The 18,735-nt window shown below is 55.2% G+C and carries 14 protein-coding genes; 7 read left to right on the top strand and 7 right to left on the bottom strand.

Features of this window, described 5'->3' with window-relative positions; genetic code table 11:
• Nucleotides 1-29: 29 nt before the first annotated feature.
• On the bottom strand, nt 30-1,769 hold the full coding sequence (locus V2154_RS17950; RefSeq protein WP_353503287.1) for an ABC transporter ATP-binding protein/permease: 1,740 nt from the start codon (nt 1,767-1,769) through the stop codon (nt 30-32).
• Between the two features lie 142 nt (nt 1,770-1,911).
• On the opposite strand from V2154_RS17950, the gene V2154_RS17945 reads away from it, so the two are divergent.
• The gene (locus V2154_RS17945) at nt 1,912-2,628 is read left to right on the top strand and encodes a tetratricopeptide repeat protein (protein WP_353503286.1); all 717 of its coding nucleotides are present in this window, start codon (nt 1,912-1,914) and stop codon (nt 2,626-2,628) included.
• Here V2154_RS17945 and V2154_RS17940 read toward each other — a convergent pair whose 3' ends face one another.
• The 3 genes from V2154_RS17940 to V2154_RS17930 all read right to left on the bottom strand — a co-directional run bounded on the left by V2154_RS17940 (nt 2,629) and on the right by V2154_RS17930 (nt 5,517).
• Nucleotides 2,629-3,324, bottom strand: a complete 696-nt coding sequence (locus V2154_RS17940) for an EAL domain-containing protein (RefSeq protein ID WP_353503285.1) — start codon at nt 3,322-3,324, stop codon at nt 2,629-2,631.
• A 56-nt stretch (nt 3,325-3,380) separates the two neighbouring features.
• The gene (locus V2154_RS17935; protein ID WP_353503284.1) at nt 3,381-3,971 is read right to left on the bottom strand and encodes a helix-turn-helix domain-containing protein; all 591 of its coding nucleotides are present in this window, start codon (nt 3,969-3,971) and stop codon (nt 3,381-3,383) included.
• A gap of 676 nt (nt 3,972-4,647) precedes the next feature.
• Entirely contained in the window at nt 4,648-5,517 is an 870-nt protein-coding gene (locus V2154_RS17930; RefSeq protein WP_353503283.1) for an MBL fold metallo-hydrolase, read from the bottom strand.
• Between the two features lie 127 nt (nt 5,518-5,644).
• Here V2154_RS17930 and V2154_RS17925 point away from each other — a divergent pair, with 127 nt between their 5' ends.
• A complete protein-coding gene (locus tag V2154_RS17925; protein ID WP_353503282.1) occupies nt 5,645-6,553 on the top strand; it encodes a LysR family transcriptional regulator in 909 nt (302 codons plus the stop codon).
• A 321-nt stretch (nt 6,554-6,874) separates the two neighbouring features.
• Nucleotides 6,875-8,038 (top strand): MFS transporter, encoded by a 1,164-nt coding sequence (locus V2154_RS17920; RefSeq protein ID WP_353503281.1) that lies wholly within the window; start codon nt 6,875-6,877, stop codon nt 8,036-8,038.
• Nucleotides 8,039-8,090: 52 nt separating this feature from the next.
• Here the strand turns inward: V2154_RS17920 and V2154_RS17915 are convergent, their stop codons facing one another.
• Nucleotides 8,091-8,927, bottom strand: a complete 837-nt coding sequence (locus V2154_RS17915; RefSeq protein WP_353503280.1) for a ChaN family lipoprotein — start codon at nt 8,925-8,927, stop codon at nt 8,091-8,093.
• Nucleotides 8,928-9,016: 89 nt separating this feature from the next.
• The gene (locus V2154_RS17910; protein ID WP_353503279.1) at nt 9,017-9,952 is read right to left on the bottom strand and encodes a LysR family transcriptional regulator; all 936 of its coding nucleotides are present in this window, start codon (nt 9,950-9,952) and stop codon (nt 9,017-9,019) included.
• Between the two features lie 130 nt (nt 9,953-10,082).
• Here V2154_RS17910 and lysA point away from each other — a divergent pair, with 130 nt between their 5' ends.
• On the top strand, nt 10,083-11,345 hold the full coding sequence (lysA, locus tag V2154_RS17905; RefSeq protein ID WP_353503278.1) for a diaminopimelate decarboxylase: 1,263 nt from the start codon (nt 10,083-10,085) through the stop codon (nt 11,343-11,345).
• Nucleotides 11,346-11,348: 3 nt separating this feature from the next.
• On the opposite strand, the gene galR is transcribed toward lysA, so the two are convergent.
• Entirely contained in the window at nt 11,349-12,353 is a 1,005-nt protein-coding gene (galR, locus tag V2154_RS17900) for an HTH-type transcriptional regulator GalR (RefSeq protein WP_353503277.1), read from the bottom strand.
• A 276-nt stretch (nt 12,354-12,629) separates the two neighbouring features.
• On the opposite strand from galR, the gene V2154_RS17895 reads away from it, so the two are divergent.
• The 3 genes from V2154_RS17895 (at nt 12,630) to lplT (ending at nt 18,682) form a co-directional block, all read left to right on the top strand.
• Nucleotides 12,630-14,891: a molybdopterin guanine dinucleotide-containing S/N-oxide reductase gene (locus V2154_RS17895; RefSeq protein WP_353503276.1), complete on the top strand. Its 2,262-nt coding sequence runs from the start codon at nt 12,630-12,632 to the stop codon at nt 14,889-14,891.
• A gap of 420 nt (nt 14,892-15,311) precedes the next feature.
• The gene (aas, locus tag V2154_RS17890) at nt 15,312-17,477 is read left to right on the top strand and encodes a bifunctional acyl-ACP--phospholipid O-acyltransferase/long-chain-fatty-acid--ACP ligase (RefSeq protein WP_353503275.1); all 2,166 of its coding nucleotides are present in this window, start codon (nt 15,312-15,314) and stop codon (nt 17,475-17,477) included.
• A complete protein-coding gene (gene lplT / locus V2154_RS17885; RefSeq protein WP_353503274.1) occupies nt 17,474-18,682 on the top strand; it encodes a lysophospholipid transporter LplT in 1,209 nt (402 codons plus the stop codon). Before aas ends, lplT begins: the two co-directional genes overlap by 4 nt.
• The last annotated feature ends 53 nt before the right edge of the window (nt 18,683-18,735 follow it).

Below are 18,735 nucleotides of genomic sequence, written 5' to 3'. Positions count from 1 at the left end.
GAAGAGGCAAGGAAGGCGAGTGTTAAAGCTTACTCAGGTAATAGCGCGGACGCCGAGAAGTGGCTGCCGCCCTCTTCGCTGCGTTTGAAGCGCCAGCAGTGCTGGTGGTACTTGGCGACGGTATTGCGGTGCGCTACGCTTATCACCGAAGTGCCAGGCAATTCGCTGACTAACAAGCTGTACATGCGCTGCTCGGTTTCGTCATCCAGCGCGCTGGTGGCTTCGTCGAGGAACAGAATGGCAGGCTTAATCAGCAGTGCACGAGCAAACGACAGGCGCTGTTGCTCACCCGGCGACAGGCGCTGGCTCCAGTTGGCATAGTCATCCAGCACGCTTTGCAGATGCGGCAGGCAGCACTGTTCCAACACGGTAATCAGCTGGTCGTCAGTGTATTCACGATCTGACTGCGGGTAGCTTAGCGCTTCGCGCAAAGTGCCAATCGGAATATAACTGCGCTGTGGCAGGAACAAATAATTTTTGCCTGCGGCGAGGTGAATACTGCCCGCGCCGTAAGGCCAGATACCGGCGATAGCGCGCAGCAGGGTGGACTTACCGCAGCCAGACGGGCCGGCGATCAGCACGCGCTCACCGGCCTGCAGGCTGGCGGAGACATTGCTGAACAGCGCGGTGCCGTTCGGCAGCTTGAGGGTTAAATCGTCGAGTTGTAGATCCAGTTTGTCGGATTCGCGCACGTCAATGCCGCGCGGCTGGGCGTTCACCTGTTCAATGGCGGCGTTAAAACCGGCCAGACGGTTAACACAGGCTTTCCAGCTGGCTAAATCGGTGAAGGCGCCGATAAACCACGACAATGCGCCCTGCACCTGACCAAAGGCCGAGGAGATTTGCATCAAGGAACCCATCTGGATGGCGCCGGAGAAGTAACGCGGCGAAGCCACCAGAATCGGGAAGATGTTAGCGAACTGGGCATAGAAAGTGGACGCCACGTTGAGGCGACGGGTCACTTTCATAATCGACCACCAGTTGGTTTTGATGGATTCAAACTTGCTGCTCAGCTGGTCGCGTTCACTCTTCTCACCGTGATAAAGGGCGATGGCGTCGCTGTTCTCACGGATACGGATCAGGCCAAAACGGAAGTTTGCTTCGAACCATTCTTGGTTGAATCCTAAACGAACCAATGGCTTACCCACCCACCAGACAATCACCGAGCCGACCACCGCGTAGAGCAGGGCGAACCACACCATGTAGCCCGGAATGGTGAATTCATGGGAGGAAAACATAAAGGTCAGCGGGCCGCTGATCGACCACAGAATAAAGACAAAGGAGAACAGCGTGACCACGCTGGATAGCAGGCCAAGCACCAGCGAAAGGGTGCCGCTGGTCAGCGCGTTGAGGTCCTCAGCAATACGCTGGTCGGGGTTATCGACCTGATGCTGATACTCCGTGTAATAATAGGCGTGATTGCCCAGCCACTTGTCCATATACTCTTCGGTCATCCAGCGACGCCAGCTCATTTGCAGGCCCTGGGTCAGATAGACTTTGTAGATGGCAATGACGATAAAGATCAGTGCAAGCCAGGTGAATTTCAACAGCTGGGCTTTGAATACGGGGTAATTACGATTTTGCAGCGCATCGTAAAAGACTCTGTTCCATTCATTTAGCTGGACGCTCAGATAGACGCCGGCCAATGAGAGGATAATGATGGCGGATAACATGCCCCAGGCACGCCACTTCTCTTCGGAAAGCCAATAAGGCTTAATCAACTGCCAGACAGCACGCCAAGGTGCCGATTTCCCAGGTTTGTTAGTCATAAATAGCCATGTTTCAATATATTCATGTTGTGAATGCGTAATCATCCCAGAATGGGTCAGCCAGCGCGAGAGGGCAATGGCACACATGTAAGGATGTTTTTCCTGCAAAAAGTTCCATTTGGTTATAAGAAAAAGGTGTTCGATGAAATTGGGGTTGAATTTGCTGCTGGTGGCGGGCTGTTCTGTCAGTCTTCAGGTATTGGCGAAAATCGATGAGCCTGATATTGAAAAGGATTGTCTGAAGGCGGGGATTTACGCGGCGGCGGGGAAAGTCTCTTATCAGCAAGGCGCTTATGACAAAGCGCGCGAGCTATTCCGCGATCAGGTGGCCTGGAGCGAGTTTTGCCACAAGCCGCAGGACACTATCGCCACGGCCTACAACAACATCGCGCTGACCTATATCCGTCAGGGGCAATATCGCAAAGCTAAAGCCTGGCTGATGCTGGCGCCGGATGATAAAAAATCACAATTTAATCTTAGCCAAATCCAACCCCAGCTCGATGCCTTGCCTGCCGCACCCAGCGTGGCCGGGCAGTATTGGCAATATGCCGGTTACGGCAGTTGGAACGAAGTGGATGTCAAAGCGGAAGAAGCCCAGTTTAAAATCGATTTCAGCGGCATGTACATGGGGCTGATGTCGCTCTATTACGGGCCGAATACCGGCGAATTCTCGGTGGTGACGGCCGTGAAAGACGGCAAAGCGGTTTACAATCAGGCAGATGACCAGAACGCGGGCGGCGGAGAGTGTAAAGTGAGCATGGAATTCGCGCCAGAAACTGTCAAATTGCATACCGACGGTGACTGTGGCTTTGGCATGAACGTGCAGGCTGCGGGGACATTTGTTCGCGTACAGCCTTAATCAGTCGATACTCACTCTGCTTTGCAGATTATGTTGGAATCTGGCAGGCCATAAATAACCCTGCATCCCCTTGATATTCAGTGATTTTAAACCTCTGAGCTGCTCGGAGGTTTCCACCCCTTCGACAATGACGCCCTGACAGCTGCGGCCTAGCTGCTGAATCACCGACTTCAGCTCCTCGCTGCCCTGATGCTGCCAAAAGAAATGTTTATCCACTTTAATGCACTCAAACTGGTTGAGCATGACGGGCGATAAGCGTTGATGATCGGCGCTGAAGTCATCGAGCCAAAGTGGGCAGCAGGCGGCTAACTTGCTGAGCAGAGGCTGGGGGCTTGGGTGGAAGAGTTCTGAGAAGTGCTCGTTGATCTCTAAACGAATAAAACCCATAGATTTGAGTCTATTGGTTAATGCCACGGAGCGAACGATGCCCTCGGCAATCTCCGTATCCACATTTAAAGAGACGCTAAACCGGTGCTCTAAGAAGAACTCCGCTTGATGGCTCAGCGTATTCAATTGGGTGTAAAAAATATCGAACTTGTGTTCAGGATGCAGCTGAGAAAATAGATGTTCAATGCTTCGGCATGGCCCATTGAGCGAATTTTGCCGCGTGAGCATTTCAAAACCCAGCACATTGCCTGCCGGGTCGACGATGGGCTCGAAAACAAAATAGAATTCTGACGCCGAAGCTGGGTCCATTCTTCTTTCTCTATATTTATCGCGGCTGGTATTTGCAACATCGCCAGACTATCGCTCTAGAGCGCAGTCATATCCGCAACGCTGTGGTTAAAGAGAAAGAATAGTTCCTGATTATTCGTTATGCCTATTTTTTTAAATAGATTGCATTTATGTGCACTGACCGTTTTGATGCTTCTTTTTAATATCATTGAGATATCGCGGATAGAAACGCCTGATACCAGCATAGAAAGAATCTTTATTTCCATTTTGGTGATCACCAGAAAGTGCTGATCGCATAAGTCTGAAATATCTTTCAGCAGGATAAACTTGGTAATGAGGCTGGTCGTCTCTTGTAAGTTGTTGTTTTTAGAAAAAGAACGAATTCCTCTTTTCAGCAGCGTGGACATGATGGTAGCGTCCAGCGACTCAGAGTAAAAAATCATCCGGTTATCATCCATTCTCTCGTGATGCGCTAATAAAAACTCATAGCATCGAGAGAAGCTTTTATGTGAAGGGTCAAGGATAAAATAGTCAGAAGAGTCGAAAATAATATTATTTTTATTTTGTGGGAAATTTAAAACATCAACGTGGAAAGGCAACTTTAGAATAAGTGTCTCAAGCGCCAGTTGAGTGAATTGACATTCACTCCATATAATAACTCTTGGCATGATAGCCTTCCATGTAACACAAATAATCCAGTCAAAAAGGCGATTCACACAGAGAAAAAAACCACCCAAAAGCATAAAGCATAAGCCCAGAAAAGAATTTTCTGCGCAAAAGGTTGGTGAGTTTTTTATGAATAATTAACAATCAATATAAATTATATAAAGTTCGAAACAAATCGTTTAACCCGATGTTTGGGATTACTTTTAATAGGTTTTGACGATTGAAATGCTTTCACTGATCGTTTGAAGTGATTGGTTATTAAGATAATACTGAACATAATTAATTAAATAGTTATAATAAACAATAAGATAATTAGAGTTTGGTTATTTGAGGGTTGGAAGTAAGAGTTTTCTGAAGATACTGCTGGAAGAATCGACAACGCCGCCAAAAAGCCGATTTTCTCTATTTAGAGAGCACTATTTGCCTTACTGGCGGAAATTTATGGAGAAATAGTCCCGTAAAAACTATTTGTTCGAAAATTGAAGATTTATCGATTGGCGTTAATAGTGTGAGGAAATTCTTAAGAAGGAGATTGGGACAGGATTATTGAGTATTTTTCGAGGTGTATTCTTATCAGTCTGCTAATTATTGCTCAGTAACCTGGTTTTGTTATGACGTTAAAAAATGGGTCCACTTTTAAGGACCCATCAAATCGTTTTATGCAAAAATTGACTTATTTTACTGCGGCCACTTCATTTCGCCTTTCAGCACTTTGGCGCTCATTTCTAATGACTCATCGCCTTTCAGTGCCGGGTAATGTCCTTTCATGGCTTTCACCAGCGCCTCCGCATTCTTAGCTTTTGGCAGTTCTTTCTCCAGCGTCTGTAAATACTGCTTGGTGAACTCGACCGACTTCAGCGTCTGTGCCGCACCGGGCAGGAAGTGGCCCGGCACCACCGTAGTTGGCTGCAACGCCGTGATCTGGTCCAGCGTGGCAATCCAGGCTTGGCGTGATTCAGGCGTTTGTGTATCTGCGACCCACAGATGCTGGGTATTACCATCCACAATAACGCCGCCGACTACGGTTTTTAGCGCCGGTATCCATACAAAGGTGCGGGCGGGAGTTTGCCCTTTAATTTCAAACTTTTTGCCTTCCAGCTCGAAAGAATTGCCTTTCAGCGGCTCAGGGACAATCACCGTTTTTGGCGCGTTGTCTTTCAACTGCGGGCCCCAAAACGCCACTTTGCCGTCTTTGGTGGCGTTGATTTCATCAATTGTCGCCTGAGTGGCGACGATTTTGGCCTTAGGGAAGGCGGCGTGCAGGGTATCCAGGCCGAAGTAGAAATCAGGATCTGCCTGGCTGATGTAAATAGTGGTGAGGTTCTTGCCACTGGCTTTGATCATCTCCACCAGCTTCTGCGCATCGTTGCGCTGGAACTGGGCATCAATCAGCACGGCGTCTTTCTCGCCAGAGACAATTTCTGAGGAAACGGCAAAAATGCTGTTTTGACCCGGATTGTAAACGTCCATTTTCATGTCGGCAGCGCGAGCCGTCAGGCTAGTGCCCAGAAGCAGCGCGGCGGTAAGAGCCAATTTTTTCAGGCGCATAATGTGTCCTCGGAGGTTGGGCGTTGTCGCCAAATAATGTGGGTTAATGCCGCTACTTTACGTTGCATAAATCGAGAGAAAAACCGGATAATGCGCAACTGTTTATTGCGTAAATCGGATGAATGATATGGACAGGATCACCGCAGCCGAAGTCTTTGTCGCCATTGTTGAACGGGGAAGCATGGTCAGCGCCGCCGAATCGCTGGATATGTCCCGTGCGATGGTCACGCGCTATTTATCTGAAATGGAGAAGTGGTCCGGCGCGCGCCTGCTGCACCGCACCACGCGCAAACTCAGCCTGACCGATGCCGGGGAGAACACGCTGGCGCGCTGCCGGAAAATGCTGTCGGTGGCGGCGGAAATGGCCTGCGCGGGGGAGAGCGAAGATGACGCGCTGCGCGGCCTGCTGCGCCTGAGCTGCTCTCAGTCCTTCGGGCAGGGGGCGGTGGCGATCGCCGTGACCGAGTTCTTGCGGCTACACCCGCAGGTGAGTATTGATCTGCAACTGGAGAGTAAGGCGATCAATCTGGTGGAAGATCGAATCGATCTGGCGCTGCGCATTACCAATGATCTCGATCCGAACCTGATTGCCCGGCCGCTGGCCGAGTGTGCCTCGGTGATCTGCGCCTCTCCTACCTATCTGGCGGCCCACGGCACCCCGCAAAAGCCGGAGGATTTGGCGCTGCATAACTGCCTGACCTACAGCTATTTCGGCAAAAGCCTGTGGCAGTTGGAGCGCCAAGGCGAAAAGCTGGCGATACCGGTGAGTGGCAATCTTAGCGCCAACGAGTCGCAGGTATTGCTGAGCGGGGCAGTAGAGGGGGCAGGGATTGTGATGCAACCCTACTACTCCGCCGCGCCGCTAATTTCCAGCGGGCAGTTGGTGGCGCTGCTGCCGCAATGGCAACCGCAAACCTTGGGGATTTACGCCATCTATGCGTCGCGCCGCCAAATGCCAGCCGCATTGCGCGCCTTGCTGGATTTTCTGGTGGCATGGTTTGCCGGAAATCCTCGCTGGGTCATGGCCGGGGCCTAAACTCCATTTTTCGAAATATTTGCACACATCTTCTAACTGATTATTTATCAGTGAGTTATCACTTATTCCCTAACAATTTGTGCCGTTGATTCGGCCGCTAACTGGTCAAAAGTGTGATCTGCGTGGTATTTCTGTTGGCAAGATACAACATTGCGCTAACAAATGAATTAACGCAGCAATGTACTTTGCGACGGGTTTTAGCGGCCCGTTTCACCATCCTGATATCTTGATCTCTTGCTTACTTTTCGCGGACTGACTGCACGAGTCAGCCCGCTTTAGTGGTGTTCGTTGGGTAAATAATTAATTAATGGGGAGTTTCCTATGCCTGTTTCGTTACTGGCACTGGCGCTGAGCGCATTTGCGATCGGCACGACTGAGTTTGTCATCATGGGGCTGTTGCCCAATGTGGCCAATGATTTACAGGTGAGTATTCCGCTGGCGGGTTGGCTTATCAGTGGCTACGCGCTGGGCGTGGCCATCGGCGCGCCTATCATGGCCGTGCTGACCGCCAAACTGCCGCGTAAAAAAACGCTGTTGCTGCTGATGACTATCTTCATCTTCGGCAACCTGATGTGTGCGCTCTCTTACAGCTACGGCTTCCTCATGCTGGCGCGGGTTATCACGGCGCTGTGTCACGGCGCCTTCTTCGGCATTGGTGCCGTGGTGGCGGCCAATCTGGTGGCGCCGAACCGCCGCGCGTCTGCCGTGGCCCTGATGTTTACCGGCCTGACGCTGGCGAACGTGCTGGGCGTACCTTTAGGTACCGCGCTGGGCCAGGCGCTCGGCTGGCGTTCTACCTTCTGGGCGGTGGCAATTATCGGCGTGGCATCGCTGTTTGCACTCTATAAAAAACTGCCGGACACCAAAGACGAAGAGCCGACGGACCTGCGCAAAGAGATGGGCGCGCTGCGTGGTTTGGGCCTGTGGCTGTCGCTGTCGATCACCGTGTTCTTCTCCGCCGCGATGTTTGCCCTGTTCACCTATATTGCGCCGATGCTGACGGAAATCACCGGCGTGTCCGAGCACGGCGTGAGCTGGACTCTGCTGCTGATCGGCCTGGGGCTGACTATCGGTAACGTGCTTGGCGGACGTCTGGCTGACTGGCGTTTAGGCGCTACGCTGACCCTGATCTTCTTGCTGATTGCCATCTTCTCGGCACTGTTTAGCTGGACCAGCGTGAACCTGCTGGCGGCGGAAGTGACGCTGTTCTTCTGGGCGATGGTCAGCTTTGCCGCCGTGCCTGCGCTGCAAATTAACGTGGTGACTTATGGCAAGAATGCGCCGAATCTGGTGTCGACTCTCAACATCGCCGCCTTTAACGTCGGTAATGCCTTGGGGGCCTGGGTAGGCGGCGCGGTTATCGCTCGTGGCCTGGGTCTGACGGCGGTTCCGCTGGCGGCCGGGTCGTTGGGGCTGGTTGGCTTTGTGCTCTGTATTATCACTTTCCGCCGCGCGGCGAAGAAAGCTGAAAAAGCGCTGGCTTAAGACATTCACCGCCCTCTGGCTCTGGCCGGGGGCGGCTTCTTTCTTCTTATTATTATTGCTTTTTACCCGCCGCCGGGGTTATCCACACATAATCCGCCTGCTGGTTATCCACTTCCGCCCCCTGTTCCGCCAGCATGACTACCGTCACCTGCGCCTTAGGCTGTAAATCGCGAAGATGCACCGGCACCCCGACATTACGTTTGGCATGATAGCCACCGACGATCAGCAAAGCCGGCGTTGGCGCGGCTAGCAGCCGTTCAGCCATGCGGCGGTCGCGCTGTTGCTGGATTGCCAACATGGCGTGAAGCTGCTGCGGCTCGATATTCTGCTGATGCGAAACGCGAATGGTGTCGGCGATGGCCTCTCTAACTTTAGGATCCGCACTGTTGGCTCCCGCCGGGAAGGCCGGTTTCTGGTAGAAAGCCATGATTTCGCTGCGATCCAGATTCGCCGCCAGCAGCGGATAAGGGGCTTTGATTGCTGGCATTACCACTTGGCCGTACATCGACCAATCCCAGCCTTTCTGCCATTTAAGCAGTTCCGCTACCTTCGTCGCCGACAGGTCCGGCTGGGTTTGCAACAGCCGCTTGGTGCTCTCGACGGCGGGTTGCTGGCTCGGCGTTAGCATCTCCATCAGCACGCTGCCCTGCGGGCGCTGGTCGGGCAGGTTTTCCACCAGCCAGGCTTCAATCTGGTGATGCGCCGGGTTGTCGTGCTTCTCGCCGACAATCACCCGTGGGTGTTTCGCCAGTCGCGCCAACAGCTGCTGCGGCGTGAGGGTTTCCCCGGTATGCAGGTCTTTAATGCTGCTGGAGGCCAAATTGGGCGACGCCGGGTGCTGGGCGCAGGCGACCAGCAGCAAGGTGGCTAAAAACAGTAACTTTTTCATGACGATCCTCATCATCCCATAACCGGGTAAATCACAAGTTGCCAGCATGTTATGGATAATGATTATCATTTACAAGTCAAGGTTGCGCCTTATTCATGCGCCATTACCGCCTGTAAACGCTGAGGAAAACGCAGGGCCTGCTGATGACAGTGCTCGATAAAGGTTGAAACCAGCGCCGAGGCGGGGCGGTGCAGCGGACGGATCAGGCTGACGGTGAAGGGCACCGGCAGGCTGAACGCTCTGATCACCATGCCGCTGTTGCCGCGCTCCACATAGTCCAGCGCGGTGAGTGGGTTGACTATCGATACCCCAACCCCTTCGCGCACCATGCTGCACACCGAGGCGGCGCTGTGGGTTTCCAGCACCAGACGGCGCGCCACCTGATGCTCGCCAAACAGCGCGTCCAGCAGCTGGCGGTAGCTGTCAGTCGCCGACAGGCTGATGAAGTTCTGCCCGGCGAAATCCTGCGGCGTCAGTCGCTTTTTCGCCGCCAGCGGGTGGTCGGCGGGCAGCACGCACACTTCGTTTAAGGTCAGCAAAGGCTGGCGCTCGGTGCCCGCGGGCGTATGGGTATTCTCCGTCAACCCAAGGTCGTGGCGCTGCGCAGAAAGCCATTCTTCCAGCAGCGGCGACTCCTGCGGCACGATGTTGAAACTGACGTCAGGGTAGCGATCCAGAAAAGGCTTACACACGGCGGGCAGCAGCGACTGGCTGAACACCGGCAGGCAGGCAATGGAGAGCTGCGCCTGCTCGAACTGGCGAATGCCCTCCGCCGCGCTGACGATACGATCCAGCCCGTAATAGGAACGCTGAACCTCCTCAAACAGCCGCAGCCCCTGCACCGTCGGGTAGAGGCGGCCGCGCAACCGTTCGAAAAGTTGGAGATTGAGCAGCTTCTCGCAGCGCGCCAATTCCCGGCTCACCGTGGGCTGCGAGGTGTTGAGCAGCGCGGCGGCCTCGGTCAAATTGCCGGTGGTCATCACGGCGTGGAAAATTTCGATATGGCGCAGGGAAATGGCGGGCATTGGCTTCTCCGTGGGAGAGGAATATCCATATCATAAATGAATAGAATGGTGCGAAATAGATATTTTTAAGCAGTCGCCGAGTGCGGGATACTCAGGTTAACTTTCGCTTCTTCAGACTTCAGGATCTTGTATGCCACGCGCCTTAAACGACACTTCTACTGCTCTGAACGCCGCTAATTTACTGGCACTGACCCAACAATTTGGCTGCCCGGTATGGGCTTATGATGCCGAGATCATCACTCAGCGTATCAGCCAGCTGCGCCAGTTCGACGTGATCCGTTTTGCTCAGAAGGCGTGCTCCAATATCCATATTCTGCGCCTGATGCGCGAGCAGGGCGTGAAAGTTGACTCAGTTTCTCTGGGGGAAATCGAGCGTGCGCTGCTGGCCGGTTTTAAGCCGGGCCGCGAAGCCAGCGAAATTGTCTTTACCGCCGACGTGCTGGACCAGCCGACGCTAGACCGCGTCACCGAGCTGGATATTCCGGTTAACGCCGGTTCTATTGATATGTTGGGGCAGATTGGCCGCCAGAAAGCCGGGCACCCGGTTTGGCTGCGCGTTAACCCGGGCTTTGGTCACGGCCACAGCCAGAAAACCAACACCGGCGGCGAGAACAGTAAACACGGTATCTGGTTCGGCGATTTGCCGCAGGCGCTGGCGGAGATTCAACGTTATGACCTGAAGCTGGTGGGCATTCATATGCACATCGGCTCCGGCGTGGACTACGGCCATCTGGAGCAAGTGTGCGACGCCATGGTGCGTCAGGTGATTGAAACCGGGCATGATATTGACGCCATTTCTGCCGGTGGCGGCCTGTCGATTCCTTACCGTTTCGGCGAAGAAGCCATCAATACCGAGCATTATTACGGCTTATGGAACCGCGCCCGCGAGCAGATTGCTGCACATCTGGGCCATGCCGTTCATCTGGAAATTGAGCCGGGCCGCTTCCTGGTGGCCGAATCCGGCGTGCTGGTGGCGCAGGTGCGTGCCGCCAAAAATATGGGCAGCCGCCACTTCGTGCTGTGCGATGCCGGTTTCAACGATTTAATGCGCCCGGCGATGTACGGCAGCTACCACCATATTTCCCTGCTGCCCGCCGATGGCCGCGACATCAGCAATGCGCCACTGATTGACTCAGTGATCGCCGGTCCGCTGTGTGAATCCGGCGACGTGTTCACCCAGCAGGCGGGGGGCGGGGTAGAAACCTTCGCGCTGCCACAGGTGGAAATTGGCGATTATTTGGTGTTCCACGACACTGGCGCTTACGGCGCGTCCATGTCTTCCAACTACAACAGCCGCCCGCTGTTACCAGAAGTGTTGTTTGAAAATGGCGTACCGCGCCTGATCCGCCGCCGCCAAACCATTGAGGAATTGCTGGCGCTGGAGCTGATTTAAGGCTTAGCTCGCCGGGCTGGTGACGGAATGACGGCGCACCAGCGTCGGGCTAAACATGTGGGTGGTTTCCGGCAGCGGCTGGTTGTTCGCTAAGGCTAATGCCAGCTGCGCCGCCTGATTGGCCATCGCCACTACCGGATATCTCACCGTGGTTAAACGCGGGCGCAGGTAGCGGGAAATCAGTACATCGTCGAAACCGACCAGTGAAATATCGGTCGGCACATCAATGCTGTTGTCGCTCAGCACCGACAGCGCCCCTGCCGCCATCGAGTCATTGTAGCAAGTCACCGCCGTGAAGCTGCGCCCCAGCCCCAGTAAGTCCGCCATCGCCTGCTCGCCGCCAATCTCGTCCGGCTCGGCGTAGGCAATCAGTTTGTCGTCCACCGGAATATTGTGTTCTTGCAGCGCGTCCAGATAGCCCTGTAGGCGATCGCTGGCGTCCGAAATTCCGTGGTTGGAGCATAAAATCGCAATCCGCTGATGGCCGCTTTGAATCAGATGGCGGGTCGCCAGCCATGCCCCGTAGCGGTCGTCCAGCGCCACGCAGCGCTGCTCGAAACCTGCCAGGGTTCGGTTAATCAGCACCATGCCGGGGATCTGTTTCATTAAGCTTTGCAGCTCGTCGTCCGGCAGCATCTTGGCGTGAACCACCAATGCCGCGCAGCGATGGCGAATCAGTTGCTCAATCGCCTGACGCTCTTTATCCACATTATGGTAACCGTTACCAATCAGCAGGAAGTTGCCGGTGGCGTAAGCCACCTGCTCGACGGCTTTCACCATCGCGCCAAAGAAGGGGTCAGAAACATCGGCCACGATCAGACCAAGGGTTTCCGTAGACTGCTGTGCGAGGGCGCGTGCATTGGCATTCGGATGATATTGCAAATGTTGCATGGCGCTAAGCACCGCCTCCCGCGAGCTGTCACTCGCCTTTGGCGAATGATTTATTACGCGAGAAACCGTGGCGACGGAAACACCCGCCAGTCTTGCAACATCTTTGATGGTAGCCATTACACGTCCAAAATTTGTGTGAGGGTAAACGCTTACACTATCAGTTTTACGGAAAATGACTCGGGCCGCAAGGCCATGGGATGGTAAGCATGTGATCTGGGTCAAAGGTTGACGGGGCAAATTCAACTTCAAGGTCAAGACCGTGGGCGGCGAGCCCACGGTCTTGACCTTAAGGCGGGCTTGGGCAGCCGCCCAAAAAAGTTCTCGGCGTTGAACTGAACGCCAAACTAGTGCATGTTTCCCCTGAAACTCCTACTCCCGAGACAGAAACCCTTAATGACTATTCGCCGATTCCCACAGTTGGCCCACTGGGGGGCTTACACCGCCGTTGTTGAAGATGGACGCCTGATCCGCTGTGAACCCCACATCGCAGACAGCGATCCCTCGCCAATGCTGGACTCCATCATCCCTCTGGTCTATTCCGACAAACGCATTCGCAAACCGGCGGTGCGGCGCTCTTGGCTGCAAAAGCGTGAGCACAGCAACCGGGCGCTGCGGGGCAAGGAGGACTTTGTCGAAGTGGATTGGGATCTGGCGCTGGATCTGGTGGCGGAAGAGAACCGCCGGGTGCGGGAAAAATATGGCGCGGCGGGGATCTTCACTGGCTCCTACGGCTGGTCGTCGGCGGGGCGTTTGCACCACGCGCGTTCGCTGGTGCGGCGTTTCTACTTTACCGGCGGCGGCGGGGTGGATCAGGAGGGGAACTACAGCTGGGGGACGGCGCAATTCTTCCTGCCTTACATTATCGGCACCTTCACGCCGCTTACTGGCCGGGTGACGACTTGGCCGAGCGTGGTGGATAATGCCGAGATCTTGCTGGCATTTGGCGGCTTAGCGCTGAAAAATGCCCAAGTGGCGTCGGGCGGGGCGGTGGCGCACACTCTCAAACCGGCGCTGGAGCAGCTGGCGAAAAAGGGCACGCCGATCGTCAACATTAGCCCGATGCGCGATGACTGCCCAGAGTTTGCCAACGCCGAGTGGATCCCGATTCGGCCCAACACCGACGCCGCGCTGATGATGGCGCTGGCTTTTGAAATTCAAAGGCTTGGCGCGCAGGATGATGCCTTCCTCGCCTCGCACTGCGTGGGCTATCCCCAGCTGGAGGCTTATTTACAGGGTAAAAGCGACGGCGTGGAGAAGACGCCGGAGTGGGCCAGCCAGATCACTGGCATCCCCGCTGCATGCATCGCCAAACTGGCGCAACAGCTGATTGGCGTGCGCAGTTTCATTACCTGTGCCTACTCGGTGCAGCGCGCCCATCGCGGCGAGCAGCCTTATTGGATGATGATTGCCCTGTCGGCGATGCTCGGACAGGTTGGGCTACCGGGCGGCGGTTTCTCCTTTGGTCACGGCTCAATGAACGGCGTCGGCAACCCGCGTTTCGACACGCCGGGGCCTGCCGTCAGCACCGGACCGAACCCCTCGGGCTTATCTATTCCCGTGGCACGCATCAGCGACATGTTGCTTAATCCGGGCCAGCCTTATGAGTTTCAAGGCAAAACCTCTCATTATCCCGACATCCATCTGGTGCACTGGGCGGGCGGCAATCCCTTTCACCATCACCAGCAGCTGAATCGGCTGGTAGAAGGCTGGCAGCGGCCGGATACCATTATCGTGCAGGACAACGTCTGGACCGCGGCGGCGCGCATGGCCGATATTGTCCTTCCCGCCACCACTTCCCTTGAGCGTAATGACATTGGCGGCTCTTCGCGCGATCGCTACGTGCTGGCGATGCATCAGGCGATTGCGCCACGGCATCAGGCGCGCAATGACATCGACATTTTCGCCGATTTGGCTGAACGCTTGGGCTATCGCGAGCAATTTACATTGGGGCGCGATGAGAATGCTTGGCTGAGGCAGATTTACCAGCAGTGCGGCGCGGCGCAGCAGGGGACGGGAGCGCAATGGCCGGATTTCGACACTTTCTGGCAGCGCGGCTCGGTCGAACTGCCCATGCCGCAGCAGGATTATGTGTTTTTCGAAGAATTTCGCAAAAGCCCGCGCGCCAACCCGCTGGCGACGCAAAGTGGCAAGATTGAGCTCTTCTCCGAGAAAATCGCCGGTTATGGCTATGACGACTTCGCTGGCCATCCTGAATGGCGGCCGCCGGTGGAATGGCTGGGGTCGGAGACGGCAAAAACCTGGCCGCTGCACCTGATTTCCATTCAGCCTAAAGATCGTCTGCACAGCCAGATGGATCAATCCCCTCTGGCGCAGAGCAACAAGACTGCAGGCAAAGAGACGCTGCTGATGCACCCCGCCGATGCCGCCGCGAGGCAGTTGAAAAAGGGTTATCAGGTCAAAGTTTTCAACGCGCGGGGCAGCTGTCTGGCGGGCGTGGAGCTGAATGAAGGTATTGCGCGCGGCGTGGTGCTGATGGCGACCGGAGCCTGGTTCGATCCGGGATTTGGCGGCCCGTGGCAAGAAACCGAGCAGGCGGGGAATCCCAACGTGCTGACCTTAGACATCGGCACCTCGCGGCTGACACAGGGGCCAAACGCCATGAGCTGTCTGGTGGAAGTAGCGCGGCATAAGTGAGGTCGAAATGACGGATTTCTGCACCGAAATGGTGAGATAAATGTTCAAAAAATGAGGTAACTGCCTGATGTTTCATGAATGGCTAAACTCAGGCAGTTTTTCACCACTGGTTACACTTTGCGTGATTATGTTGCGATTGGCTGCTGGCTGTTGATCGGCCAAAGCGGATAAATTGAACGTCCCAGAGGTATTGATTGGTGAATCATCAGCGTACACTGTATGTTGATACCGATTAAATTTGCACCAACCTACGCGGATGCGTAGGTTTTTTTTTGCCAAAATTCGGTTGTAATATGGGCACACCTCGCAAAGTCTTAAACTTCTTCCCTACCTTCGTCAAATCTCCGTCTCCTATAGTATGCTGTTTCTATAACCTTTTTTTTCTTAGACTCAGGGATGGCTCATAAGGAGATGGCACTGATGTATCGATTTCTTTTCGCTCTTTTCCGTATCGTATTCCGCCTGGCGTTTCGCGTGTCGGTGACCCCGGCTCACCCCAATTTCAATTACCCTAAGCTGCTGATAACGCCAAACCATGTGTCATTTATCGATGGCGTGCTGCTGGTGCTGTTTCTGCCTGTTAAGCCGGTGTTTGCGGTCTATTCGGATATTACCGACAGCTGGTATATGCAGTGGTTGAAGCAGTATGTGGACTTCGTGCCGCTGGACCCGACCAAGCCGATGGCAATCAAACGGCTGGTGCGGGAAGTGGAGAAAGGTCGCCCGGTGGTGGTATTCCCCGAGGGGCGCATTACGGTGACCGGCTCATTGATGAAAATTTATGACGGCGCGGCCTTTGTGGCGGCGAAGTCGCAGGCCACGGTGCTGCCGGTGCGCATTGATGGCGCGGAGTACACGCCGTTTGGCCGCCTGTTCGGCAGCTTTAAAATCCGCTGGTTCCCAAAAATCACTATCAACGTTTTACCGCCGCAGCAGGTGTCTATGCCTGAAGCCCCGCGCGCCCGCGACCGCCGCGTACTGGCCGGGCAAAAGCTGCACGACATTATGATGGACGCGCGGATGACGACCCGCGAGCCGCAAACGCTCTATCAGGCGCTGCTTTCAGCTCAAACTCGCTACGGCCGCCGAAAACCCTGCATTGCTGATATCGCGTTTAAAGAAGATAGCTATCAGGGGTTGCTGAAGAAATCCCTTGGCGTAAGCCGCATCCTGCAACGCTTTACCCGCGAGGGCGAGCACGTTGGGATGCTTCTGCCCAACGCGACCATTATGGCCGCCGCGCTGTTCGGCGCCTCGATGCGCAACCGTATTCCTGCTTTGCTCAACTACACCTCTGGCGCGAAGGGCATCAAAAGCGCTATGAAAGCGGCAAACATTGAAACCATCATCACCTCGCGCCAGTTTTTGGAAAAGGGCAAGTTGACTCATTTGCCGGAGAACGTGCCTGAGGCGAAATGGGTCTATCTCGAAGACTTAAAAGATACCGTCACCAAAGAAGACAAACTGTGGATTTTATTCCACCTGATTTTCCCAAGCCGGGCCATGCTGCCGCAGAAACCCGACGACGCCGCGCTGGTGCTGTTCACCTCCGGCTCCGAGGGCAATCCGAAAGGCGTGGTGCACTCCCACGCCAGTCTGCTGGCCAACGTCGAGCAGATCCGCACCATTGCAGACTTCACGCCGCGTGACCGTTTTATGTCGTCACTGCCGCTGTTCCACGCCTTTGGCCTGACCGTCGGCCTGTTAACGCCGCTGATGACCGGCGCACGCGTGTTCCTCTACCCAAGTCCGTTGCATTATCGCATCGTGCCGGAGCTGGTTTATGACCAGAACTGCACCGTGCTGTTCGGCACCTCCACCTTCCTCGGTAACTATGCCCGTTTCGCTCATCCTTATGACTTTGCGCGCCTGCGCTATGTGGTAGCGGGGGCTGAGAAGCTGTCTGAAGGCACCAAGCAAATCTGGCAGGACAAGTTCGGCATTCGCATTCTTGAAGGCTATGGCGTGACCGAGTGTGCCCCGGTGGTGTCGATTAACGTGCCGATGGCGACCAAAATTAAAACTGTTGGCCGTATTCTGCCGGGCATGGAGTCGCGACTGATCAAGGTGCCGGGGATTGAAGAGGGCGGCCGCTTGCAGCTGCGCGGGCCAAATATCATGAAAGGCTACCTGCGGGTAGAAAATCCGGGCGTGTTGGAAAAACCGCAGGCCGAGAACGCCGAGGGCGAGATCCAGCCCGGCTGGTATGACACCGGCGATATTGTCACCTTAGATGAGCAGGGCTTCTGCACCATCAAGGGCCGCGTTAAGCGTTTTGCCAAGTTGGCCGGTGAAATGGTCTCTTTGGAAAGTGTGGAGCAGTTGGCGCTGAAGGCGTCACCTGATGGGCAGCATGCGGCGACCTCGCGCACCGATAGCAGTAAGGGCGAGGCGCTGGTGCTGTTCACAACGGATGCAGAATTACGTCGTGACGCCTTATCCAAAGCCGCCCGCGAACTTGGGCTGCCGGAACTTACCGTGCCGCGCGATATTCGCGTGGTGAAAGCCTTACCGCTGCTTGGCAGCGGTAAACCAGATTTTGTCACTCTGCGAGAGATGGCAGAAAAACCGGAGCCCCAAGAATGAATCAGCCTTTAGCCGCCAAATCTCCGCTGATGTCGCGCAGTATGGTCGCGGTAATTGTCGCCCAGTTTTTGTCAGCCTTTGGCGATAACGCGCTGCTGTTTGCCGCGTTGGCGTTGATTAAACAACAGCTTTACCCCGACTGGAGCCAGCCTATTCTGCAAATGGCTTTCGTCGCCACTTACATCATTCTCGCGCCTTTTGTCGGCCAGTTCGCCGACAGTTTTGCCAAAGGCCGGGTGATGATGTTCGCCAATATCCTCAAATTGGCGGGGGCGGCGGTGATCTGCGTCGGGCTAAATCCCTTCTTGGGTTACACTCTGGTGGGCATTGGCGCGGCGGCTTACTCGCCAGCCAAATACGGCATTTTGGGCGAAATCACCGAAGGCGAGCAGTTGGTAAAAGCTAACGGCCTGATGGAAGGTTCGACCATCGCCGCTATCCTACTGGGTTCCGTGGCCGGTGGGGCATTGGCCGACTGGAACGTGCTGGCCGCCTTGGGCGTTTGTGTGCTGACTTACGGCTTAGCCGTGGTGGCTAACTGGTTCATTCCAAAGCTGGCCGCCGCGCGTCCGGGCCAGTCATGGCGCTTATCGGCGATGACCGGCACCTTCTTCCGCGCCTGCCGTATCCTGTGGAAAGATGCTGAAACGCGCTTCTCATTAGTCGGCACCAGCCTGTTCTGGGGCGCGGGCGTGACGCTGCGCTTCCTGCTGGTGCTGTGGGTGCCGGTGGCGCTAGGCATTACGGATAACAAAACCCCGACCCTGCTTAACGCCATGGTGGCGATTGGTATTGTGTTCGGTGCCGGTGCGGCGGCCAAGCTCATCACGCTAAAAACGGTGAAACGCTGTCTGCCTGCGGGTATCGCTATCGGCGTGGCGGTGGTGGTGTTCACGCTGCAAACCAAGATGCTGAATGCGTATATTCTGTTGGTGCTGGTGGGGATATTGGGCGGCTTCTTCGTGGTGCCGCTGAATGCCTTATTGCAGCATCTCGGCAAGGCGTCTGTCGGCGCAGGTAACGCGATTGCGGTGCAGAATCTCGGTGAGAATACCGCGATGCTGCTGATGCTCGGGCTGTATTCGCTGGCGGTGATGGCCGGTGCGCCGGTTCTCGCCATTGGTGTCGGCTTCGGCGTCGTCTTTGCTCTGGCGATTATCGCGCTCTGGGCGTGGCAGATTGCGCAAAAGCGCCGCGCGCCATAATGAGTCACAGATAAAAGAAAAGGGCGCCTCGGCGCCCTTTTTTGTGCCCATCG

This window comes from Ewingella sp. CoE-038-23 (genome assembly GCF_040419245.1).
Classification (GTDB): Bacteria; Pseudomonadota; Gammaproteobacteria; order Enterobacterales; family Enterobacteriaceae; genus Ewingella; species Ewingella allii.
This window is presented reverse-complemented; position numbering and strand designations above follow the sequence as displayed.